This window comes from Serratia sp. PAMC26656, from assembly GCF_016469055.2.
GTDB classification, from domain to species: domain Bacteria; phylum Pseudomonadota; class Gammaproteobacteria; order Enterobacterales; family Enterobacteriaceae; genus Serratia; species Serratia plymuthica.
The window spans coordinates 4,340,394-4,362,128 of record NZ_CP150486.1; the positions used below are offsets into that span (position 1 = coordinate 4,340,394).

Genomic DNA, 21,735 nt, shown 5'->3' on the forward strand with positions numbered 1-21,735 from the left:
TGTTAACAAAAGCCGATGAATGAAAAACCACTGCTTTCGCCACCGAATCAACGGAAATCATGTACTGCGCATACCTTCATCTTCGGCGCTAATACATAACCGTCGATAACGCAATAAACCCCTTCCTAAATCAGAAATAAATAATAATGGGATCAACATCTTAGAATTGCCTTTCTCCCTGTCGGCTTTCGGAAAATACCCATATACGCTCTTCGGCGCCTCCTATAGAAATGGGACAGAACTCCGCGACAAAATATTATTCAGGGCACTACATCGGCATGCCCACCGGAGTTCACCAGCATATCTCTGTACGTTGATTGGAAGGTGCATAATGATCGATAAAGGGCAAATGCTGAGCCGGCACGATTTTTCCAAGGTCAATTGGGGCATTCTGGCAGCGGCAGCGCTGCTGTTAACTGTCGGTGCGGCGCTGCTGTTGCTGCCGCTGCTGAGCAACATGGATGAAAATGCGGTACTGACCTTGCTGCAAACCGGCGCAGCCACTATTTTACTCGGCGGTAGTCTGCTGGCGTTGCGCCACTACCTGCGGCCAACGCTGACTTATCGCCTGTATGAGCACGGCGTTCGGGTGATTAATGACCATAGCCACAAAGAACGGTTTATCCCTTTTGAAAAAATTGGCGATATTTATCGTTTTCGCGGTGGGCGCTTGTTTGGCGGGCTGTGCAACGTGATGGCATTTCGTACTACTGCCGAACAACCCTGGTGCACAGTGTTCAGCAATCTGTCCCATTCCTGGCGGTTGGCCGATGTCATTATCAGCCAACAAATCCAACTGCGTGGACCACAGGCGCTGAATGCGCTTTATCAGGGTGAAGTGCTATCGTTTAGCTATCTGAATTGCAGTACCCTCTGGCTGAACCATTTACTGCCTGGCAATCGCAGGAAGCAAACGCCCCAAACGCTGCGGCTGAGCGCTACGGCGCTGATCACGCCGCAGGAGAGTATTCCGATTGAGCAGATCCGCACGCTGGAGAATAACACGCAGCGCGGCATCATCCGCCTGCTGGATAATCAGGGCAAGGCGCTGTTTACGGTCGGGTATTTTTCGCTGCTCAGTGCCGATCTGTTTATGGCGCTGCTGGAGCATATGATCTACAACCGCATCCCCGCCTATCATAATCCGGCGATGACGCGGCAGCAGTTTTAGCGCAGGGGTTCACTGTCCGTCTGCAGGCGCATGGCCCCAGGCGGCAAACCGATTTGCAGAACGACAGGTTGGTAATTCGCCTGTTCGCCGAGGCGGTGCGCCAGGCTACGCGCCAACATAAAGGCCGCGCCACCGCCAAGCAGCGCGCCGAGCGCCGCAGAGGCATCGGTGCCCAGCCAGTATTGCAGCAGACTCCCTCCTAGCATCATACCCAGCAAAGGCGTCAGATAGACCAGCATAGCCGAACGCAGCAGGCTGCCCTCGGCGATACCCACTTCAACCCGCTGGCCCGGCTCAAGCGGCTGCTCGATACGCACCTGCAACTGATGTTCGGTTTCCGGCACCAGTTCGTTCAACGCGCGCGCGCCACAGCCCGAACGGGCATTGCAACTGCCGCAGCCGGCTTTGGGTTCGCAGCGCAGCAGCGCCACGCCCTGTTGCCACGAAACCACCGTGGCCCACTCTTTCATCATTGTGGTGACACCTTGAAGGAAATACTGTCAGCGATACGCTTAGCCGTCGCCGGCGGCAGTTCGCCAACGATGGTGATCTCGTTGCCGTTACGCACTTCAGTCTGAATAGTACGCCGCCCTTGGCGATAATACTGCTGACCGGCACCGCTGCCCGCAGGGCTGACGTTGACCGAGAAGCTGAACAGACCATCGCTGTATAGCCGCGTCTCGACAGGTTCGGTCACGTTCGGCAGTTTACGGCGATTACGCGCCACTTCATCCACACCGGCCGGCAACCAGCCGGTGCTCCAGCCCAGTTTGACGTTATCTACCGCAGGAAGCGACAGCAAAGGCGGCAGATTAGCCTTGATCAGCCCCTGCATCACGCCTTGCACTTCCGGCCCCACCACAAACGAAATCACCCGATATTGCTCCAGCGTTTCGCCATCGCGATCGAGTAAATCCACCCGCAGCGGCAGCTTGGTATCCACATCCATCCAGACAATATAGCTGTAGCGCGAACCATCACGCGCAACCACACGGATCACCTCGCAGGGACGATCGGAGATTCGGGTGCTGCCGACAGAGATGAAATCGTAATATTTCGCCAGGCGGTCAAAATCGGCGTAGACGATAGCCGGCAACGCATCGACGATATGATCGCCAGACAGCGTGAAGGGCTCCAGACCTGGCTCAAAATAGCTGATGCCCTCACCGCGTTGCAATACTTCACGGCGCGGCCCATCCATATGCAAAAGTTGACCCAGTGGCTGCTTGTCGATTACCGCATGGCGGTAACGCAGCGACTCAATCCCCTGCTTGCTGATGCTGATATAGGCGAGTTCGTAATTGAGTGAACGGCTGGCACTGCTCATCTGTTGTAACAACGCCCCGGACGCAGTGGGCTGCGCCGGGGCGATGCTTGAATAGAGCAGGCTGCCCGTCAATAGACAGACGGAGAACCAAAGTTGCTTCATTACTGCTGTTGCATTCCTAAAGACTGGGTTCCGGGAACCTGAACGGCAGCCTGTTGTGGGTTGCTTTGCTCAAGCTGCAGCTGATCGGAATGCAAACGGCGTTGCAATTCATAATCCTGCAGCATGGCGTTAATACGCTTGCGCTGTTCCTGCACCTGCTGCTGTTGCCCGCTGCCGGTGGAGAAACTGTCTGCCGGAACGCCGAGGCTAACCGGTGACGCCTGTCCCATGATCGGCAGGGTGTTGAACGCCGGTGATTCAGCTGCGCCAGACTGCGCTGCCGGTTGATTGTAGTGCTGTACGCCTACAATCACCGCCAACGAAACACAGGCGGCCATGCCAATCTGAGTGATCTGGCTGGCCCAGGGACGCACTTTGTCCCAGAACGGCATTTTCTGCCAGGTGTGCGGTTGCGGCTGAGACTCCGGTACTGCTGAAGGAACCAGACGTGCGGGTTCTTTCTCAAGTGCAGCAGCAACACGATCTGCGATATCGAGATGCATTACTTGTCCGATATCACCCCGTAGTGTGTCACGTATCAGGTGATAGCTCTGCCAGGTTTGTTGAAGCGATCTGTCATTTGACAATGAGCTCAGCAGCTCAGTGTCGAGCGATTCTCCATCCATCAGAGCGGAAAGCTTTTCTTTCTGCATGCCTAAGTACCCTTCCTGTGTCCGCCATTGCTAACGTTGAATCAGCGGTTGAACTTTATTATCGATAGCCTCCCTGGCGCGGAAAATACGCGAACGTACGGTTCCTACCGGGCAATCCATGATGGCTGCTATCTCTTCGTAGCTTAGACCATCCAGCTCCCGCAGGGTAATCGCCATGCGAAGATCCTCGGGGAGAGACTCAATGGTACGGAAAACTATCTGTCTCAGCTCTTCTGACAACATTAAGTTCTCAGGGTTCGAAATTTCTTTCAGTGCTCCCGCACTTTCGTAATTTTCAGCATCGTTGGCATCCACATCGCTGGATGGCGGACGACGCCCCTGAGCAACCAGATAATTCTTTGCCGTGTTCACGGCAATTCGATACAACCAGGTATAGAAAGCGCTATCCCCACGGAATGATTCCAGTGCGCGATAGGCTTTAATAAACGACTCCTGCACCACATCGGGCACATCGCCCTGCGGTACATATCGGGAAACCAGGCTCGCAACCTTATGCTGGTAACGCACTACCAGTAAGTTAAACGATTTCTGATCGCCTTTTTGGACCCGCTCAACCAGAACTTGATCCGTTAACTGCTCGCTCATCCGAGGTAAATTCTCCCCAAATCCGTCTCCACGCGTAAAATTGTACTGCCAGCCATACATTATTTTCCTGAGCAAGCACTCGCTTGGAGTTCATACAGAACACGAAGTTCCGTATCGCCATTGTTTTTTCTGTTGATGTCATCCAATCCGTGGCTTTTGCCCGGACAATTAGGCTAACATGAATTTCACTCTTCTTCTGCACACATCATACGTTATGCAACCATCATCTGAACATGTTAGCGATGTCTTGATCGTCGGCAGCGGTGCTGCGGGCTTGTCACTGGCTCTGCGCCTGGCGCAGCATTGCAAGGTTACTGTACTCAGCAAGGGGCCGCTCAACGAAGGCGCCACATTTTATGCCCAAGGCGGGATCGCCGCGGTTTTCGATGAGACGGACAGTATTGCCTCACACGTTGATGACACTTTGATTGCCGGAGCCGGCCTATGTGACAAGGACGCCGTTGAGTTTATCGCCGGCAATGCGCGCTACTGCGTGCAATGGCTTATCGATCAGGGCGTATTGTTCGACACCGAAGTCAATGCTCAGGGCGAGGAACATTACCACCTGACGCGTGAGGGGGGGCACAGCCACCGCCGTATTCTGCATGCCGCCGATGCTACAGGTAAAGAAGTAGAGACCACCCTGGTAGGGAAAGCAAGCACCCACCCTAATATTTGCGTGATGGAGCGCCGTAACGCGGTCGATCTGATCACCTCGAACAAAATCGGCCTGCCGGGCACCCGCCGCGTGGTCGGCGCCTATGTCTGGAACCGTGAGCTGGAGCAGGTGGAAACCTACCGCGCCAAAACAGTAGTGCTGGCCACCGGCGGGGCAGCCAAGGTGTATCAGTACACCACCAATCCAGACATCTCGTCCGGGGATGGTATCGCCATGGCCTGGCGCGCCGGCTGTCGGGTCGCCAACCTTGAATTTAACCAGTTCCACCCGACCTGCCTGTTCCACCCGCAGGCGCGCAATTTCCTGCTGACCGAAGCGCTGCGTGGCGAAGGCGCCTATCTGAAACGGCCGGACGGCAGCCGCTTTATGCCCGATTTTGACCCGCGGGGCGAACTAGCACCGCGCGATATTGTAGCGCGCGCCATCGACCACGAAATGAAACGCCTGGGTGCGGATTGCATGTATCTGGATATCAGCCATAAACCGGCTGAATTCATTACCCAGCACTTCCCGATGATCCATGAGAAATTGCTGACGCTGGGCTTCGATCTGACAAAACAACCGATCCCTATCGTGCCCGCCGCGCATTATACCTGCGGCGGCGTCATGGTCGATCAGCACGGCCGTACCGATCTGGACGGGCTTTACGCCATTGGCGAAGTCAGTTACACCGGCCTGCACGGCGCCAACCGCATGGCATCCAACTCGCTGCTGGAATGCCTGGTCTACGGCTGGTCGGCGGCGGAGGACATCAAACTGCGCCTGCCGTTTATCAAGCTGGCGAAACAGTTGCCGCAGTGGGATGAAAGCCGTGTAGACGATGCGGATGAGCGGGTGGTGATTCAGCACAACTGGCATGAGCTGCGACTATTTATGTGGGACTATGTCGGGATCGTGCGCACCACCAAACGACTGGAGCGCGCGCTGCGCCGCATCAATACGCTGCAGGCCGAAATCGATGAGTACTATGCCAACTTCCGTATTTCCAACAATCTGCTGGAGCTGCGTAACCTGGTGCAGGTGGCGGAACTGATCGTCCGCAGCGCCATGGAACGCAAAGAAAGCCGCGGGCTGCACTATACGCTGGACTATCCGGATATGTTGCCGGAAGCGCTGCCGACCATACTGCAACCATGATTGACACCGCCGGGGCGCCCTGGCGGTGTCAGTAAAAAAGATAAAAATCGGTAATCAGGCGACGGAAATCATCGGTGTAACTACCGTCGGCCTGTTTAATCGCCAGGCTTTGCTCTGTTTTTTCTTCGGCCGGCTGACGCGTCAGCACCAACAACACCCGGTGCAGCGGCGTATCGGCACGGTCGCTGACGCTCAATCGCTGCGCAGTATGCCAGCCACGCCGGTGCGCATTACTTTCAAATGCCTCACCAATATCATGCGGCAGCACCACGCAAAAAGCGCCCCGCTCAGCGATCAGTTGCTCAGCGCTGACCAGCAAGGCATCGTGAGTCAGGGTTTCGGTATAGCGTGCATTGTGGCGCGCCTGATCGCGGCAGGCGACCGCCGGCTCGAAATACGGCGGGTTGCTGACGATCAGATCATACTCACCCGCATGATGCCGGGCAAAATGGTGAATATCCTGCGCATGCACCCGAATGCGCTGCGGCCACGGGGATTCCAGCACGTTGTCACGCGCTTGTTCGGCGGCGGCCTCGTCCAACTCCACCGCATCGATCAGTACGTTATCGGCCGATCTTTGCGCCAGCATCAGCGCAATAAGCCCACTGCCGCTGCCGATATCCAGCACCCGCCGCGCCTGCGCCAGCGGTGCCCAGGCGCCGAGCAGCAAGCCGTCGGTACCCACTTTCATTGCGCAACGATCGTGAGCAACAAAAAATTGTTTGAAGGTAAAACCGCCGCGACGCGGGGTAAAATTTGCTTTCGATTGATTGCTCACAATAACCACCTGGATACAAAACTGGCGTAGCATAAGGCAATCTGATTTGTGGGAAAAGAGCTGCTTTCCGCTTAAATAGGTGAAGAACGCGGCCAACCCGTCTATAATCGGCGCCCCAAGTAGAGGTAGACCATGACAGCAACCAATTTTTCCGAACTCGATCTCGATGAACGCCTGATAAAAGCCCTGAGCGATAAAGGCTACGAACGCCCGACCGCCATTCAAGCCGAGGCTATCCCACCTGCGATGGATGGGCGCGACGTATTGGGTTCGGCGCCAACCGGCACCGGCAAGACCGCCGCATTTTTGCTGCCGGTATTGCAGCATCTGCTGGACTTTCCACGCAAGAAGTCCGGCCCACCGCGCGTACTGATCCTCACCCCGACGCGCGAACTGGCGATGCAGGTAGCCGACCAGGCACGTGAACTGGCTGCCCATACTTCGCTGGATATCGCTACCATCACCGGCGGCGTCGCCTATATGAACCACGCGGAAGTCTTCAGCGAAAACCAGGACGTGGTGGTCGCCACCACCGGTCGTCTGCTGCAATACATCAAAGAAGAAAACTTCGACTGCCGCGCGGTAGAAACGCTGATCCTCGATGAAGCCGACCGCATGCTGGACATGGGCTTCGCGCAGGATATCGAAACCATTTCCGCCGAAACCCGCTGGCGCAACCAGACCCTGCTGTTCTCCGCAACGCTGGAAGGCGATGCCATCCGCGAATTCGCCGAGCGTATTCTGAAAGAGCCAGTGGAAATTGAAGCCGACCCTTCACGCCGCGAACGCAAAAAGATCCTGCAGTGGTACTACCGTGCCGACGACGTGCAGCATAAAACCGCCATTCTGGTGCATTTGCTGCAACAGCCGGACGTGCTGAAATCCGTGATCTTCGTCCGTAAACGCGAGCGCGTGCACGAACTGGCGGCTTGGCTGCGCGAGGCAGGCATCAACACCTGCTATCTCGAAGGCGAAATGGTGCAGGCCAAGCGCAACGAAGCGGTAAAACGCATGATGGACGGCCGCGTCAACGTGCTGGTCGCCACCGATGTTGCCGCCCGTGGTCTGGATATCCTGGATATCACCCACGTGTTCAACTTCGACATGCCGCGTACTGCGGACACCTATCTGCACCGCATTGGCCGCACCGGCCGCGCTGGGCGCAAAGGTACCGCGATTTCGCTGGTTGAAGCGCACGATCACCTGCTGTTGGGCAAAGTGGGCCGTTACCTGAACGAACCGCTGAAAGCGCGTGTGATCGATGAACTGCGTCCGTCAACCAAAGTGCCGAGCGAAAAGAGCAACGGCAAACCTTCGAAGAAGGTGCTGGCCAAGCGTGCGGAAGACAAAGAAAAGAACAAAGAAAAAGCCAAGGTGAAAGTACGTCATCGCGATGCGAAAAACGTGGGCAAACGTCGCCAGCCAAAGGCCAAGCCTGAGAGCAACGGCGCGAAGTAATGCTGCCGCTGTGAATAAAAAACGCCTTCACTCACCTGAAGGCGTTTTTTTATGCCCCATTACGGCGGTGCGTAATGCGTCGCCTGGTGATGGGATTTTAACCAGACATCCAGTTGCCGATAACGATCGCGCATCTCTTCACTCTGCAGGTGTGCAGGCGTCAGTGAGAAATAGAACTGGAAGGTCTGGCCTTGCCGGTTACGGGCTTTACCGTCCGCCCCCGCCTGCAGCAACATCAACGCCAACTGCGGCGCATTGATTTTCGCTGCCACATGCAAAGGCGCATCCCCCAGCCTGTCACTCAACGTGGTATCCGCCCCGGCTGCCAGCAGCAACCGCAATTGCTCCTCGCGCCCCGCCAGCACCGCAGCGGACAGCGGCGTCGCGCCGGTCATCGTATTGCGCAGGTTAACCGGCACGCCATGCGCCAGCAGCAGCCGTAAATACTGCGGATCCTGCACCGTTGCGGCGGTATGCAGCACGCTGTTCCCCTCCAGCCCCGCCACGGCGACATCCGCCCCCAGCTCCAGCAGCGAGCTTAGGCTTTGCGGTTGCTGCGACAGAATCGCCCATTGAGGCAGCGTGACTTGGCGATCGCCCTGCTCACTCAAACGCGGCCGTGTTGCCTGTTCGACGATGCCCTGCGTATCACCGCGCATCACCGCCTGCGCCAACGCCTGATTACCGCGCCCGGTGAACGGGGAAATAGACTGATTCATCTGTTGTTCCTTAGCCATAATCAGCAAGCCGGTGACCACTATCAGCGCCAGCACGGTGATAATCAACGTCTGCCGAACCCCACGCCTTTCAGGCATTGACCTTCATCTCCCACGGCTTTTGCTCCACCATCGAACTGATGACCTTATCAATGCCATGTGCGGTCAAGCTGCGATCCACATGTTTACTCGGTCGCCAGTCGTCAATGCCGCTCAAGGTATCGTTATTGGCCAGGGTAATTTTATGCCCGATGGCATCCGGGATCAGCGAAGTGGATTCCTGTGTTCCGGTCAGCATGTCGTATTGTTCGCTGTAGCGGCGAATACCGCCGGCTTGCGCATCCTGCTTAGCCGCCGTCGGATCGATGCTCATACGGTTCAACGTATAGTCAGAAACGCCCGCCGCGTTGAAAGTGACCGCTACAGTACCGGTCGCCAGCGCCGCCGTTGCCGCCAGCCCACCGCCGAGAGAATGACCGGCAATCACCAGCGCATCACCAAACGCCGCCCTGACGCCTTTAGCTACCGCGACAGCCTGATTGTACTGCACATCATCGTAACCGGTCGCCTGCCGCACATTGCTCAGCCAATCGCGCATATCATTGGTGCCGGCAAAGGCCAGGACATACTGTTGGTTGTCGCTATAGATACCGGCCTGAAAACCCGACGCCGCATCATGCAAACTGGCGGGATCAATACCCGCGCCGAGCAACGCGCTGTCGCTCAGGCGGTTGAATCCTTCCACACCCTGGCCGTTCAGGCTGTAAACGTCTTTGGCCAGCAACGCGAGCGTATAATCTCCCTGTTGTGGCTGCTGGCCGCGCGTTACCCCCAGGGGTGTCGCGGCCGGCGCGGCAGCCGACATATCGCTCACCAGAGCGTTCAGCAGGTTTCGGGTATTCAGGTTATTCGGTGAAAGCGTGGCCGCAGCGGCCCCGGCTGCCGGTGATTCAACGGGCTCCGATGAACTCACCGGTTGCAGTGCCACACGCGCTACAGGGGATTGAATGGTCGCAGGGTTAACCGCAGAGGTAAAACTCAAAGACATACTCATGCCGACTCCTTGTCGATAGGCTTATCAATGCCGCACCCGATACGGGTGCCAGAGTAGCTATCGGCAGGTCGGAGCCGTTCTGTAATGCAGACGATTATCTTTGCGAGGAATGTGATCCGGATTCACTTTACCGGTCGGCGAGCAATAAAAAAGGGAGCCGAAGCTCCCTCAGTGACTGCGCAGGTCATTACAGGCTGGCGGTAAAAGTACGTGCGATCACGTCACGTTGCTGTTCTGACGTCAGCGAGTTGAAACGTACCGCATAACCGGACACGCGAATGGTCAGCTGCGGGTATTTTTCCGGGTGCTTGACCGCATCTTCCAGCGTCTCGCGGCGCAGTACGTTCACGTTCAGGTGTTGGCCACCTTCTACACGCACGGTTGGCTGCATTTCCAGCGGCACTTCACGGTACTCGATCTGGCCCAGATCGTTGACCGGCACAACCTGATCTTCGACATAGTTGGCTTTAGCGCAAACGCAGCGGGCTTCTGACGTTTCATCATCCAGCAGCCAGAAAGAGTTCACCAGCGCCTGGTCGTTCGCTTTAGTGATTTGAATACCAGTAATCATTTTGTTGCCTCCGTACAAGGACGAAAAAAATTCTACTTCGCGAGAAAATTCAATGTTGGTTTCGGCCATTTGGTAAAACCATTGTTGTCTTATTGTTCTGTATACCAGTCAAGTCGGAGCAATTCTTTGATTAAAATCAATTTTTATGGGTTATCCATACATAATGAAAGGGCAAGTTTCTGTTTTACGTCAATTTTCCCCATTCCGCCGAGAACCGTTATTTTTGTAAATTTTAAAAAATACGCGTACAGGGGCAGCCCTCGTAAAGGCAAAAGCGGGTTTCGCTGCGTGAAGGTAAACGGTAAGCTATGGTCAGTGAATTGTTAACGAAAACAAAGGAGAGCGTTTATGTCTACCTCCCTCACCTGGCATGACGTCATCGGCAAGGAAAAAGAGCAACCCTATTTTCATGAAACGCTTGCCTTTGTTGCCGCTGAACGCCAGGCCGGTAAGACCATTTATCCACCACAAAAAGACGTATTCAACGCCTTCCGCTATACCGAACTAGCGGACGTGAAAGTGGTGATCCTCGGCCAGGATCCTTATCACGGCCCGAATCAGGCCCACGGCCTTTCTTTCTCGGTGCTTCCCGGCGTGCCGGCTCCCCCTTCGCTGGTCAACATGTATAAAGAATTGGCGACGGATATCCCGGGATTTGAGCGGCCAAGCCACGGCTGCCTGCAAAGCTGGGCGGAACAGGGCGTGTTGCTGCTGAACACGGTATTGACCGTTGAACGCGGCCAGGCGCATTCCCACGCCAAACTGGGTTGGGAAACCTTTACGGATAGAGTGATCGCCGCACTGAATGACAACCGCGAAGGCGTGGTGTTTCTGCTATGGGGCTCGCATGCCCAAAAGAAAGGCAACATTATCGACAGCAAGCGCCACCACGTGCTGAAAGCGCCGCATCCTTCGCCGCTCTCGGCCCACCGCGGCTTCCTCGGTTGTCGCCATTTCTCGCAGGCCAATCAACTGCTGGAACAACAGGGGCTGAAACCTATCGACTGGCTGCCGCAACTGCCGCAGGCATAACTCAGACAGAGCCCAGACGCAAAAAAGGCACCCGCAGGTGCCTTTTCTTTACTTAATTCCGCTTAAGCCTTGGCTTTGGAAACCGCAACCATCGCCGGGCGCAGCAGGCGGCCATTCAGCGTATAGCCTTTCTGCATCACCATCATTACGTGGTTCGGCTGGTGATCGGCAGACTCCATCAGGCTCATCGCCTGGTGCACGTCCGGGTTGAACGGCACGTTGATGTCGCCAACGATTTCGATACCGTACTTGCTCACTGCGTCTTGCAAGGATTTCAGCGTCAGTTCGATGCCTTCGATCATTGCCGTCAGTTCTGGATTGTTTTTATCCGCCAGATCCAGCGCGCGTTCCAGATTATCAATCACCGGCAGCAAGTCGCCAGCAAATTTCTCCAGCGCAAATTTGTGCGCTTTCTCGATATCCAGCTCGGTACGGCGGCGAACGTTTTCCATTTCCGCTTTGGCGCGTAGCAGGCTGTCGCGTTCATGCTGCTGGGATTCAGCCAACTGAGCTTCCAGCTCGGCAATGCGCGCATCCCGCAGATCGACGCCCTCAGCCACTTCCGGCAAGACTTCCTGCTGGTCCATTTCTTCCGAGACTTGCTCGTTTGGCGTCTTCTGTTCTTTACTACTCATGAATATCTCCGCGTTTTAGCATTAATCTCGCAACTTGGCTTATTATGGGGATCAAAACCGGGGTTTCAAGTCAACCGGTCACAATGTGGGGCATAAACTCGTCCCGGTGAGGAAAATCACAGCAATGAATAAGAAATTCGCCTGTATTGGCATTGTGGGTCACCCGCGCCACCCTTCAGCGCTGGCAACGCATGAGATGTTGTTTCACTGGTTGGTCGCCCAAGGCTACTCGGTGATGCTCGAACGGCAGATAGCCCAGGATTTGGGCCTGAAAGACGTCGTGACCGGCAGCCTGGCAGACATTGGCCAGAAAGCCGACCTGGCCGTGGTGGTCGGCGGTGACGGCAATATGCTCGGCGCGGCGCGCGTGTTGGCGCGTTACGATATTAAAGTGATCGGCGTAAACCGCGGTAACCTCGGATTTTTGACCGATCTCGACCCCGACAACGCGTTGCAGCAATTGGCCGACGTGCTGGAAGGCGAATACATCGATGAACAGCGCTTCTTGCTGGAAACCATCGTGCACAAAGAGAACCAGCAGTGCCGCATCAGCACCGCCATCAACGAAGTGGTGCTGCACCCCGGCAAAGTGGCGCACATGATCGAGTTCGAAGTGTACATCGACGATCGTTTCGCCTTCTCGCAACGTTCCGACGGGCTGATTATCGCCACGCCGACCGGGTCGACCGCCTACTCGCTCTCCGCCGGCGGGCCGATCCTGACGCCTTCGCTGGAGGCCATTGCGCTGGTGCCGATGTTCCCGCACACCCTTTCCGCCCGCCCGCTGGTGATCAACGGCAACAGCACCATTCGGCTGAAGTTTTCGCAGATCGGCAGCGATCTGGAAATCAGCTGCGACAGCCAGATCGCGCTGCCTATCCAGGAAGGCGAAGAGGTATTGATACGCCGCAGTGATTTTCATTTGAATCTTATTCATCCAAAGGACTACAGCTATTTCAATACGTTAAGCACAAAGCTCGGCTGGTCAAAAAAATTGTTCTAAAAACGTCGCCAGCTACTTTACTGTATATAAAACCAGTTTATACTGTATGAAACTACAGTTATGTGTTTATACACAGGAAGGTTCCCATGCTGGCGCAATTGACCATCAGCAATTTTGCTATCGTTCGTGAGTTGGAGATTGATTTTCAACCGGGTATGACGGCGATTACCGGTGAAACCGGCGCCGGCAAATCCATCGCCATCGACGCGCTGGGCCTGTGCCTCGGCAACCGCGCCGACGGCAATGTGGTGCGCCTGGGGGCCGCCCGTGCCGATATCTGCGCGCGCTTCTCGCTGGCGGATACTCCCTCAGCCCGCCAATGGCTTGAGCAGAACCAACTGGACGACAGCAATGAGTGCTTGCTGCGCCGGGTGATCAACGCAGACGGCCGCTCGCGCGGCTTTATCAATGGCACCGCCGTGCCGCTTTCGCAACTGCGCGAACTTGGCCAACGCCTGATTCAAATCCACGGCCAGCATGCTCATCAGCTGTTGCTCAAACCCGAGCATCAAAAACAGCTGCTGGACGCCTATGCAGACGAACCTGCCCTGCTGGCGCAAATGCAACAAGCTTACCAGCGCTGGCACCAAAGCTGCCGCGAACTGGCGCACCACCAGCAACAGTCCCTCGAGCGTGACGCGCGCAAACAGCTGCTGCAATATCAGTTGAAAGAGCTGAATGAGTTCGCCCCGCAGGCCGGTGAATTTGAACAAACAGACGCGGAATACAAGCGCCTGGCCAACAGCGGCCAGTTGCTGACCATTAGCCAGCAAACGCTGCAATTGCTGGCCGATGATGAAGAACACAACATGCTCAGCCAGCTTTACACCGCCAAACACCTGCTGGTCGAACTGGTCAGCATGGATGAAAAACTGGGCGAACTGCTGAACATGCTGGAAGAAGCCTCAATACAAATCAGCGAGGCCAGCGATGAACTGCGCCACTATGCCGATCGCATGGACCTCGATCCCAACCGCCTGCATGAACTGGAACAGCGCCTGTCGCGGCAAATCAACCTGGCGCGTAAGCATCACGTGGCGCCAGAGGAACTGCCGCAGCTACACCAGCAGTTGCTGGATGAGCAACAATTGCTGTCGCAACAGGAAAGCGACCACAAGCACCTTAACGAAGCGGTCACCCTGCACCATCAGCAGGCGCTGGTTCTGGCGGAGCAACTGCACCAAAAACGCCAGCATTACGCCGCCGAACTGACCACGCTGATTACCGACAGCATGCAGGCGCTCTCTATGCCACACGGCAAATTCAACATCGATGTGCGCTTCGAGCCCCAATATTTGAGCGCCGAAGGGGCAAGCCGCACCGAGTTCTGCGTATCCACCAACCCGGGTCAACCATTGCAGGCGCTGGCTAAAGTGGCGTCCGGCGGCGAATTGTCACGCATCGCGCTGGCGATTCAGGTCATCACTGCCCGCAAGATGGAAACCCCGGCGCTGATTTTCGACGAAGTGGACGTGGGTATCAGTGGCCCGACCGCCGCCATTGTGGGCCGCCTGCTTCGCCAGCTAGGGGAGTCAACGCAGGTCATGTGCGTCACCCACCTGCCGCAGGTCGCGGGGTGCGGGCATCAGCATCTGTTTGTCAGCAAGCAGACCGACGGCACGGAAACCGAAACGCAGATGTCGCCGCTGGATAAACGTGCCCGTTTGCAGGAGTTGGCACGCCTTCTTGGCGGCAGTGAAGTCACCCGCAACACACTGGCAAACGCAAAAGAACTGCTGGCCGCATAAAAAAGCTCAACTTTTTCACTTTTCTGAGGTCTGACTTTGGCGCTGTTTACCTGGCAGATTTCAAGGTGCGGCAAGGCGACAACCGCCCCATCCTCCAGGCACTTAGTCAACTGAGTGACTGGAGCGTGAGAGGGAAGTCATCGCCGCTACAACTTGAAAGATGAAGGGTACACCCAATAGATTTCAAGCTGTAGCAAAGCGGCAACCGAGAGAATCTCCAGGAGCTTAGTCAACTAAGTGACTGGGGTGAGTGAGGGAAGGCAACGCCGCTACAACTTGAAAGATGAAGGGTATAAAGGTTTCCAACTGCTGCAAGGTCTATTATCATCGGCATCCTATGCCCTAAAGGAATGTGATTACTATGCGCTGTAAAACGCTGGCTGCTGCCGCTGTGGTTCTTGTGATGCTGACTGCAGGCTGTTCTACTTTTGAGAAAGTGGTTTATCGGCCTGACATCAACCAAGGGAACTACCTGACGTCGACCGACGTGGCTAAAATCCAAAAAGGTATGACCCAGCAACAGGTCGCTTATACATTGGGTACCCCAATGTTACAGGATCCGTTCGGTACTCAGACGTGGTTCTATGTATTCCGCCAGCAACCTGGCCATGAAGATATCACCCAGCAAACCCTGACGCTGACCTTTGATAGCGCGGGCGTGTTGACCGATATTCAGAACAAACCGGCACTGACCCAGTAATCAGCGCAGGAGCTATCGTCCGGCCCGTGAGGGGCGATTCAGGTTCTTCATGACAGTAACAGGCTGCAACTCGGAAGATAAAATTCTGATAAAAAATAAGGCGCATTCAGCGCCTTATTTTTTTGCTTTCTCTGCCCGTTGCCGACGCAACTCTTTAGGGTCGGCAATCAGGGGGCGGTAAATTTCTACCCGGTCGCCATCGTTCAGCACATCACCCAACTTGGCCGGGCGGCTGTAGATGCCCACCTTATTGCTTTGCAAATCAATGTCACCACGTAGTTCCAGCAGCCCGGAGGCCATAATAGCCTGTTCAACGCTGCTGCCTTCCGCCAGCGTAACCTTGCGCAGATACTGACGCTCCGGCAAGGCGTAAACCACCTCCACCCGAATATCAGACACTGTAAACCTCTTTCGCCCGCTGGGTGAAGGCTTGCACCATATTACCGGCCAGCTCTTTGAATACCTTGCCGAACGCCAGCTCGATCAGTTTGTTGGTAAATTCAAAATCCAGGTGCAGCTCAACCTTACAGGCTTCCGGGCTCAGCGGCGTAAACTGCCAGCCCCCCATCAGCTTGCGGAACGGGCCATCAACCAGTTGCATATTGATACTCTGGTTATCCTGCAGCGTGTTGCGCGTAGTGAAGGTTTTGCTGATACCGGCTTTGGCAACGTCAACCGCGGCGGTCATTTGATTGCTGGACGCGTCAATCACCCGGCTGCCGGTACAACCTGGCAGAAAATCGGGGTAAGAGTGAACATCGTTAACCAACTGATACATCTGCTCGGCGCTGAACGGCACTAACGCAGACCGACTGATCTGGGGCATATCATTTCCTGTGAGACACAAAACATACAGATAATACCATTTATCTATCGCCAAACAAAAAATCTGCTATGCAACGCGAGGGCCAAAAATGCGAAAAATTGCGCAGGTGCTGAGCGGTAAAGGATTTCTTTCGTCGAATCATCCAGTATAATGAACAAACTATGACAAAGAAAAAAGCACACAAACCCGGTTCCGCCACCATTGCGCAGAACAAGCGAGCGCGTTTCGAATACTTCATTGAAGAAGAGTTCGAGGCGGGCCTGTCGCTGCAAGGGTGGGAAGTAAAATCGCTGCGTGCCGGCAAAGCCAACATTAGCGACAGCTACGTGACCTTTCGCGATGGTGAAGCCTATCTGTTTGGGGCCACCGTCTCACCGCTCAACGTAGCCTCGTCGCATGTGGTATGCGATCCGACACGTACCCGTAAATTGCTGCTGAAAAAACGTGAGCTGGACTCACTGCTCGGCCGCGTAAACCGCGACGGCTACACCGTGGTTGCCTTGTCCATGTATTGGAAAAATGCCTGGGCCAAGATCAAGATCGGCGTAGCCAAAGGCAAGAAAGAACACGATAAACGCGATGACATCAAAGATCGTGAATGGCAGACGGCGAAATCCCGTATCATGAAGCATGCCAACCGATAAGCCTCTGGCTTAACGGCTTAAACTTCTGGTATACTGAACAAAGTTACTTGGGGCTGATTCTGGATTCGACGGGATTGTGAGGCCTTAGGAGCATGCCGAGGGGCGGTTGGCCTCGTAAAAAGCCGCAAAAAAAATAATTGCAAACGACTCGCAATTCGAATCTGCTGCTTTAGCAGCTTAATCAGCCTAAGAAACTGAAGATTCCCTCTCTCCCTAGCCTCCGCTCTTAGGACGGGGATCAAGAGAGGTCAAACCCAAAAGAGATCGCGTGGATGTCCTGCCTGGGGCTGAAGCGTTAAACCCAATCAGGCTAGTTTGTTAGTGGCGTGTCCATCCGCAGCTGACCGGCGAATGTAATGATTGGACTAAGCATGTAGTGCCGACGGTGTAGTAATTCCGGACGGGGGTTCAAATCCCCCCAGCTCCACCAAATGATGATCCGGATATTACCAGATAAGTCCGGAGAAGTACGGAAAGCCCGCATCCCACCTAGGTTTGCGGGCTTTTTTGTGTCTGTAGTAGTCCGAGAACATCCAGCTAAATCCGGGATTTATTGGTATACGTTTAGGTATACGTTAAAATGTATGCCATAAACGTATACCAATTATGGAAGAACCCTTGTATGGCGCGGACTACACGCCCCCTCACACATACTGAAGTACAAAAAGCCAAAGCCATTGAGAAAGACCTCACCCTGCATGATGGTGACGGCCTGTTCCTGTTAGTTAAAACCACCGGTAAGAAGTTGTGGCGTTTCCGCTACCTCCGCCCCGGAACCAGTTCACGAACAATGGTTAGCCTTGGTGCCTACCCTGCCCTATCACTTGCTGATGCCCGGCAAATGCGTGCCGAAAAGCTCGCTATACTGGCGAGAGGCATTGACCCGCAGGCTAAAGAGGCAGAAGAAGCAGAACAGAAACAGGTAGCCCAAGAAAGCATTTTCCTGAACGTGGCAAAACAGTGGTTCGCATTGAAACAGGCCAGCGTCAGCGCTAAGCATGCGGAGGACATCTGGCGTTCTCTTGAGAAAGACATACTGCCATCTATCGAGAATGTCCCGGTTCAGGACATCAAAGCGCGTTTGCTGATCCAAGTGTTGGAGCCTATCAAAGCCCGTGGCGCATTAGAGACAGTCCGGCGTTTGGTGCAACGCATCAACGAAATCATGATCTACGCCGTCAACACTGGCTTGATTGATGCTAACCCGGCCTCTGGTATTGGTAACGCATTCGAACGGCCTAAGAAGCAGCATATGCCGACTATACGGCCCGAGGAATTGCCTAAGCTAATGCGCACAATCTCGATGAGTAATCTATCAATCCCTACCCGCTGCTTGCTTGAGTGGCAGTTGCTGACACTAATACGTCCAGCAGAAGCATCCGCAACCGCATGGGCCGAGATCGATATAGAGAATACGCAGTGGTGTATTCCTGCAGAACGAATGAAGTCAAAGCGCGACCATATCGTCCCGTTGTCAGAACAAGCTTTAGAGCTGCTGGAAATCATGCGCCCAATCAGTGGTAATCGTCAGTACGTATTCCCCAGTCGCAATAACCCACGTAACCCCATGAACAGCCAAACAGCAAATGCTGCCTTAAAACGTATTGGATATGGCGGAAAACTCGTTGCCCATGGGTTGAGATCTATAGCTAGTACTGCTATGAATGAGGCAGAGTTTAATGCTGATGTAATAGAAGCTGCACTTGCTCATAACGATAAAAATGAGGTGCGAAGAGCATACAATAGATCAAGTTATTTAGAGCATCGAAAAGAATTGATGGATTGGTGGGGGATGTTTTGCAGAAAAAACATGTGAGTAATAAGGAGATTAACTATTATGGCTAACGATATTTTTACAGCATTTAAAGCCTCTGACCTATGTGATAAAAACATTAACTTCCTAATTGGTTCTGGTGCATCAGCTTCATATATACCGACATTAATGATTAATGAAGATAAAACATATGAGGATATTCTCACTGATGTAAACTACTCTGATATTAATGATTTGATTCTTCATAGTTATTACAAAAATATCTTAAAGAAGAGTTTCTGCTTTTTACCTGATGGGGGTATATCACGAAGAAAACGAAGGGGAACGTTAAATTCCTATAAGATGTTAATAGAAAATATCGTAAATTTAATTGATAAAAAAGGTGCCAACTTAATAAGCAGAGCCAACATATTCACAACTAATTATGATCTTTTTATCGAGAAAGCCTCTGATGAGTTAATACGTAGCTCATTGAATTTTGTTTTTAATGATGGTGCCAGAGGGCTGACTCAGCGCTATCTTAAAATTAGTAATTTTCATACATCCACATGGCATCAAGGCACTAATGATTTATATAAATTTGAAATACCAACAGTAAATCTTATAAAAATGCATGGCTCTGTTTCATGGAAAAAAAAGAGTGATGACATTATAGAAGTAAGCTATGCAAATGAATTCCCATCAGGGTTGGAAATTGAAATAGATAGTTATGACATAAGAGAAGTAGTAGCAAAAATAGAAAAAGAATCAACCTTAAAAACCTGCAAAGAAATAATAGACATAGCAAATGAGGATGAATTAAAGCTTAAGAAATTCCGACAGGAATATAATAAACTGGCAATAGTTAACCCGACAAAGGCCAAATTTGAAGAAACTGTTTTTCAGCAGCATTACTATCAATCTTTAAGGTTATTAAGTTATGAATTAGAAAAGCCGCAGACTGTTCTGATATGCTTTGGATTTTCTTTCAAAGATGAACATATAAGAGAGATAATTCATCGCTCACTAAGCAACCCTTCACTGATTGTTTACGTATTTTGCTATAAAAAGCAAAACAAATCTGAAATAAAAGAATTGATCGATAATAAAAAAGTTATATTCATATCTCCTGATAATGATGAAATTGATAATGTCATCGATTTAAATAGATTTATTGAATGTATATTCTCTTTAGATAGCAAGGAAGCAACCGAGGGGTTATCATGCAGCTTATAATTGGATATGTTACCGCCGTTAGAGGTACAACTGTACGCGCCATTGTACATCCGAATCTATATCAGACTACCTATATTCATGACGGTAGCTTGTACAGAGGTGTAGCAATAAATGAATTTATCGTCATAAAGAAAGGTTATCACGATATCATTGGAAAAATAGAAGGCGAAGAGATTATTGAGAAGAAATCCTTTGATGAATCGATGCCAAATAATGATAAATTTGATAGATTTATTGATATCAAAATAATTGGTTATATTTTAGATGGTAAATTTCGTTCTGGCATAAAATACTTACCAATGATTCAAGATGAATTACATCTAATTTCTGATGAGTTAATATCTGCCATTTATGCATTTGATGGTAAAATTGATTCAAAAAAAATATTAATAGGGAAATCTCTACTTGAAGAAATACCTGTGCACATCCCTGTAAATGGTATTTTTAACTCTCATATAGGAATATTTGGAAATACCGGCAGCGGAAAGTCAAATTCTTTAGCAAAAATATACCATGAATTGTTCTCGAGTCTTGGTAAGACGGTATTAAAAAAATCCACGTTTGTTTTCATAGATTTTAACGGAGAATACAAGCCAATTCATAACCAGTTCAAGGATAAAAGTACATATTTAGAACTAGATACTCATTTAAAAAGTGGGAACAACAAACTAAAAATAAAGAAATCAGAATTCTGGGATTCAGAATTGTTATCGGTTTTATTTTCAGCAACCGAGAAAACACAGAAACCCTTCCTTAATATATTGGTACGCAATAGAGATAAGTATGGGGATGAACTAAATGATTACTTTCATAGCACGATAAAAGTAATGTTCGGTCAAAACCAACACAGAGAGACCATTAGTGTACTGCGATCAATAATAAACATCATAAACCCCAAAAACAGTCAAAAAATAAATGAAGAACTCTCCGAATTTAGTTGGTTTTCTAGAGGGGATAATAATAAATATTATAAAAATGGGAGTACATTCAACACTCCTGAAGCATATTTAGCCCACCTACCAACCCTATCTAAAACAAATATTCCAATGGAAAACATATCAGCTTTCCAACAAATCACAGTTAGAGCAACACTACAACTGATTCAATCTGTATCTAGAAACTATGTTCAGTATGAACATATAAGCCCATTAATTAGTAAAATAAATTCATCTACGAACTCACTTGAAAAAGTGATAGATATTATTGATGATCTAGACACAGAATTGAAGCCTCTCTTGTTTATATCATTGAGGAATTGCAATCAAGAAACAAAAAAAACAATACCAATGATGATTGCAAAGTGCTCCTTTTTAGAACATAAAAGAAAAGACACATCAAAAAACAGCTTCCACCTTATAATAGATGAAGCTCATAATATACTCTCAGAATCATCAAATAGAGAGTCAGAAACATGGAAAGATTATCGGCTTGAACTTTTCGAAGAGATAATTAAAGAAGGCAGGAAGTTTGGTTATTTCGTTACTATTGCAAGTCAACGACCGGCAGATATATCACCAACGATAATATCTCAGATTCATAATTACTTTCTTCATCGATTGGTTAATGAAAACGACCTATTCTTACTCAAAAACTCAATTAGCACTCTTGATAGTTCCTCTCGAGCATTAGTACCAGTCTTACCTGCAGGAGCATGTGTCGTGTCAGGAACCGCATTCCACACACCTATGGTAGTTCAAATGCAACGGCTGCCTTCGACCTTAGCACCAGAGAGTGACACAATAGACCTTGATTCATTTTGGTAAAATTTTATTAAATAGGAACGCCCTGAGCGATTCAATGATGAACCAATATTCTAACATTCCGATTGATGCTAGACGTAGCTTTTCCACCTCTGCGCGCGCAATACTCCCTCGCCTACGCGCTCTGACTTTATCATGCACATTTC

General features: G+C 51.8%; 22 protein-coding genes and 1 other RNA gene. 12 read left to right on the forward strand and 11 right to left on the reverse strand.

Going from position 1 to position 21,735, the window contains the following annotated elements; translation table 11 throughout:
* Positions 1 to 331 precede the first annotated feature (331 nt).
* Positions 332 to 1,171 carry a hypothetical protein gene (locus JEM67_RS21430; RefSeq protein ID WP_199636881.1) on the forward strand — a complete coding sequence of 280 codons (840 nt, stop codon included), beginning with the start codon at positions 332 to 334 and terminating at the stop codon, positions 1,169 to 1,171.
* On the opposite strand, the gene rseC is transcribed toward JEM67_RS21430, so the two are convergent.
* From rseC to rpoE, 4 genes are read right to left on the reverse strand one after another with little or no spacing between them, the layout of a single operon-like run.
* Positions 1,168 to 1,644 (reverse strand): SoxR-reducing system protein RseC, encoded by a 477-nt coding sequence (gene rseC, locus JEM67_RS21435; RefSeq protein ID WP_013814181.1) that lies wholly within the window; start codon positions 1,642 to 1,644, stop codon positions 1,168 to 1,170. The two genes, JEM67_RS21430 and rseC, sit on opposite strands and share 4 nt — an antisense overlap.
* Positions 1,641 to 2,600: a sigma-E factor regulatory protein RseB gene (gene rseB / locus JEM67_RS21440; protein WP_013814182.1), complete on the reverse strand. Its 960-nt coding sequence runs from the start codon at positions 2,598 to 2,600 to the stop codon at positions 1,641 to 1,643. Before rseB ends, rseC begins: the two co-directional genes overlap by 4 nt.
* Entirely contained in the window at positions 2,600 to 3,253 is a 654-nt protein-coding gene (gene rseA / locus JEM67_RS21445; RefSeq protein ID WP_013814183.1) for an anti-sigma-E factor RseA, read from the reverse strand. The genes rseB and rseA overlap by 1 nt, the downstream gene beginning before the upstream one ends.
* 30 nt (positions 3,254 to 3,283) lie before the next feature.
* Positions 3,284 to 3,859 carry an RNA polymerase sigma factor RpoE gene (gene rpoE, locus JEM67_RS21450; protein ID WP_004929136.1) on the reverse strand — a complete coding sequence of 192 codons (576 nt, stop codon included), beginning with the start codon at positions 3,857 to 3,859 and terminating at the stop codon, positions 3,284 to 3,286.
* 214 nt (positions 3,860 to 4,073) lie between these two features.
* On the opposite strand from rpoE, the gene nadB reads away from it, so the two are divergent.
* Positions 4,074 to 5,675, forward strand: coding sequence for an L-aspartate oxidase (gene nadB, locus JEM67_RS21455; RefSeq protein ID WP_199636880.1), 1,602 nt, complete (start codon positions 4,074 to 4,076; stop codon positions 5,673 to 5,675).
* 28 nt (positions 5,676 to 5,703) lie between these two features.
* On the opposite strand, the gene trmN is transcribed toward nadB, so the two are convergent.
* The gene (trmN, locus tag JEM67_RS21460; RefSeq protein WP_233527756.1) at positions 5,704 to 6,486 is read right to left on the reverse strand and encodes a tRNA(1)(Val) (adenine(37)-N(6))-methyltransferase TrmN; all 783 of its coding nucleotides are present in this window, start codon (positions 6,484 to 6,486) and stop codon (positions 5,704 to 5,706) included.
* Positions 6,487 to 6,585: 99 nt separating this feature from the next.
* On the opposite strand from trmN, the gene srmB reads away from it, so the two are divergent.
* On the forward strand, positions 6,586 to 7,911 hold the full coding sequence (srmB, locus tag JEM67_RS21465; protein ID WP_006327386.1) for an ATP-dependent RNA helicase SrmB: 1,326 nt from the start codon (positions 6,586 to 6,588) through the stop codon (positions 7,909 to 7,911).
* Positions 7,912 to 7,970: 59 nt separating this feature from the next.
* On the opposite strand, the gene JEM67_RS21470 is transcribed toward srmB, so the two are convergent.
* The 3 genes from JEM67_RS21470 to grcA form a co-directional block, all read right to left on the reverse strand.
* Complete coding sequence (locus JEM67_RS21470; RefSeq protein WP_199636878.1) at positions 7,971 to 8,726, reverse strand: ankyrin repeat domain-containing protein; 756 nt, start codon at positions 8,724 to 8,726, stop codon at positions 7,971 to 7,973.
* Positions 8,719 to 9,681: a DUF2974 domain-containing protein gene (locus tag JEM67_RS21475; RefSeq protein WP_199636877.1), complete on the reverse strand. Its 963-nt coding sequence runs from the start codon at positions 9,679 to 9,681 to the stop codon at positions 8,719 to 8,721. Before JEM67_RS21475 ends, JEM67_RS21470 begins: the two co-directional genes overlap by 8 nt.
* 187 nt (positions 9,682 to 9,868) lie before the next feature.
* On the reverse strand, positions 9,869 to 10,252 hold the full coding sequence (gene grcA, locus JEM67_RS21480) for an autonomous glycyl radical cofactor GrcA (RefSeq protein ID WP_013814189.1): 384 nt from the start codon (positions 10,250 to 10,252) through the stop codon (positions 9,869 to 9,871).
* Positions 10,253 to 10,600: 348 nt separating this feature from the next.
* On the opposite strand from grcA, the gene ung reads away from it, so the two are divergent.
* Positions 10,601 to 11,284 carry a uracil-DNA glycosylase gene (ung, locus tag JEM67_RS21485; protein ID WP_013814190.1) on the forward strand — a complete coding sequence of 228 codons (684 nt, stop codon included), beginning with the start codon at positions 10,601 to 10,603 and terminating at the stop codon, positions 11,282 to 11,284.
* A 62-nt stretch (positions 11,285 to 11,346) separates the two neighbouring features.
* Here the strand turns inward: ung and grpE are convergent, their stop codons facing one another.
* Positions 11,347 to 11,919, reverse strand: a complete 573-nt coding sequence (grpE, locus tag JEM67_RS21490) for a nucleotide exchange factor GrpE (protein ID WP_006318487.1) — start codon at positions 11,917 to 11,919, stop codon at positions 11,347 to 11,349.
* A 124-nt stretch (positions 11,920 to 12,043) separates the two neighbouring features.
* On the opposite strand from grpE, the gene nadK reads away from it, so the two are divergent.
* From nadK to bamE, 3 genes are all read left to right on the forward strand, one after another.
* Complete coding sequence (gene nadK / locus JEM67_RS21495; protein ID WP_199636875.1) at positions 12,044 to 12,922, forward strand: NAD(+) kinase; 879 nt, start codon at positions 12,044 to 12,046, stop codon at positions 12,920 to 12,922.
* Positions 12,923 to 13,008: 86 nt separating this feature from the next.
* The gene (recN, locus tag JEM67_RS21500) at positions 13,009 to 14,670 is read left to right on the forward strand and encodes a DNA repair protein RecN (RefSeq protein WP_199636873.1); all 1,662 of its coding nucleotides are present in this window, start codon (positions 13,009 to 13,011) and stop codon (positions 14,668 to 14,670) included.
* A 361-nt stretch (positions 14,671 to 15,031) separates the two neighbouring features.
* A complete protein-coding gene (bamE, locus tag JEM67_RS21505; protein ID WP_199636871.1) occupies positions 15,032 to 15,370 on the forward strand; it encodes an outer membrane protein assembly factor BamE in 339 nt (112 codons plus the stop codon).
* A gap of 114 nt (positions 15,371 to 15,484) precedes the next feature.
* Here the strand turns inward: bamE and JEM67_RS21510 are convergent, their stop codons facing one another.
* Both JEM67_RS21510 and JEM67_RS21515 read right to left on the reverse strand, forming a co-directional pair.
* Positions 15,485 to 15,769: an RnfH family protein gene (locus tag JEM67_RS21510; RefSeq protein WP_126484682.1), complete on the reverse strand. Its 285-nt coding sequence runs from the start codon at positions 15,767 to 15,769 to the stop codon at positions 15,485 to 15,487.
* Positions 15,762 to 16,196: a type II toxin-antitoxin system RatA family toxin gene (locus JEM67_RS21515; RefSeq protein WP_197721716.1), complete on the reverse strand. Its 435-nt coding sequence runs from the start codon at positions 16,194 to 16,196 to the stop codon at positions 15,762 to 15,764. The genes JEM67_RS21510 and JEM67_RS21515 overlap by 8 nt, the downstream gene beginning before the upstream one ends.
* Before the next feature lie 161 nt (positions 16,197 to 16,357).
* Between JEM67_RS21515 and smpB the strand changes: the two genes are divergently transcribed.
* From smpB to JEM67_RS21540, 5 genes are all read left to right on the forward strand, one after another.
* Positions 16,358 to 16,840: an SsrA-binding protein SmpB gene (smpB, locus tag JEM67_RS21520; protein ID WP_004953643.1), complete on the forward strand. Its 483-nt coding sequence runs from the start codon at positions 16,358 to 16,360 to the stop codon at positions 16,838 to 16,840.
* A gap of 49 nt (positions 16,841 to 16,889) precedes the next feature.
* Positions 16,890 to 17,270: a transfer-messenger RNA gene (gene ssrA, locus JEM67_RS21525) on the forward strand.
* Positions 17,271 to 17,462: 192 nt separating this feature from the next.
* Positions 17,463 to 18,656, forward strand: coding sequence for an integrase domain-containing protein (locus JEM67_RS21530; protein WP_199636868.1), 1,194 nt, complete (start codon positions 17,463 to 17,465; stop codon positions 18,654 to 18,656).
* A 21-nt stretch (positions 18,657 to 18,677) separates the two neighbouring features.
* Positions 18,678 to 19,829 (forward strand): SIR2 family protein, encoded by a 1,152-nt coding sequence (locus JEM67_RS21535; RefSeq protein ID WP_199636866.1) that lies wholly within the window; start codon positions 18,678 to 18,680, stop codon positions 19,827 to 19,829.
* Positions 19,817 to 21,592 (forward strand): ATP-binding protein, encoded by a 1,776-nt coding sequence (locus JEM67_RS21540; RefSeq protein WP_199636864.1) that lies wholly within the window; start codon positions 19,817 to 19,819, stop codon positions 21,590 to 21,592. The genes JEM67_RS21535 and JEM67_RS21540 overlap by 13 nt, the downstream gene beginning before the upstream one ends.
* Positions 21,593 to 21,735 lie beyond the last annotated feature (143 nt).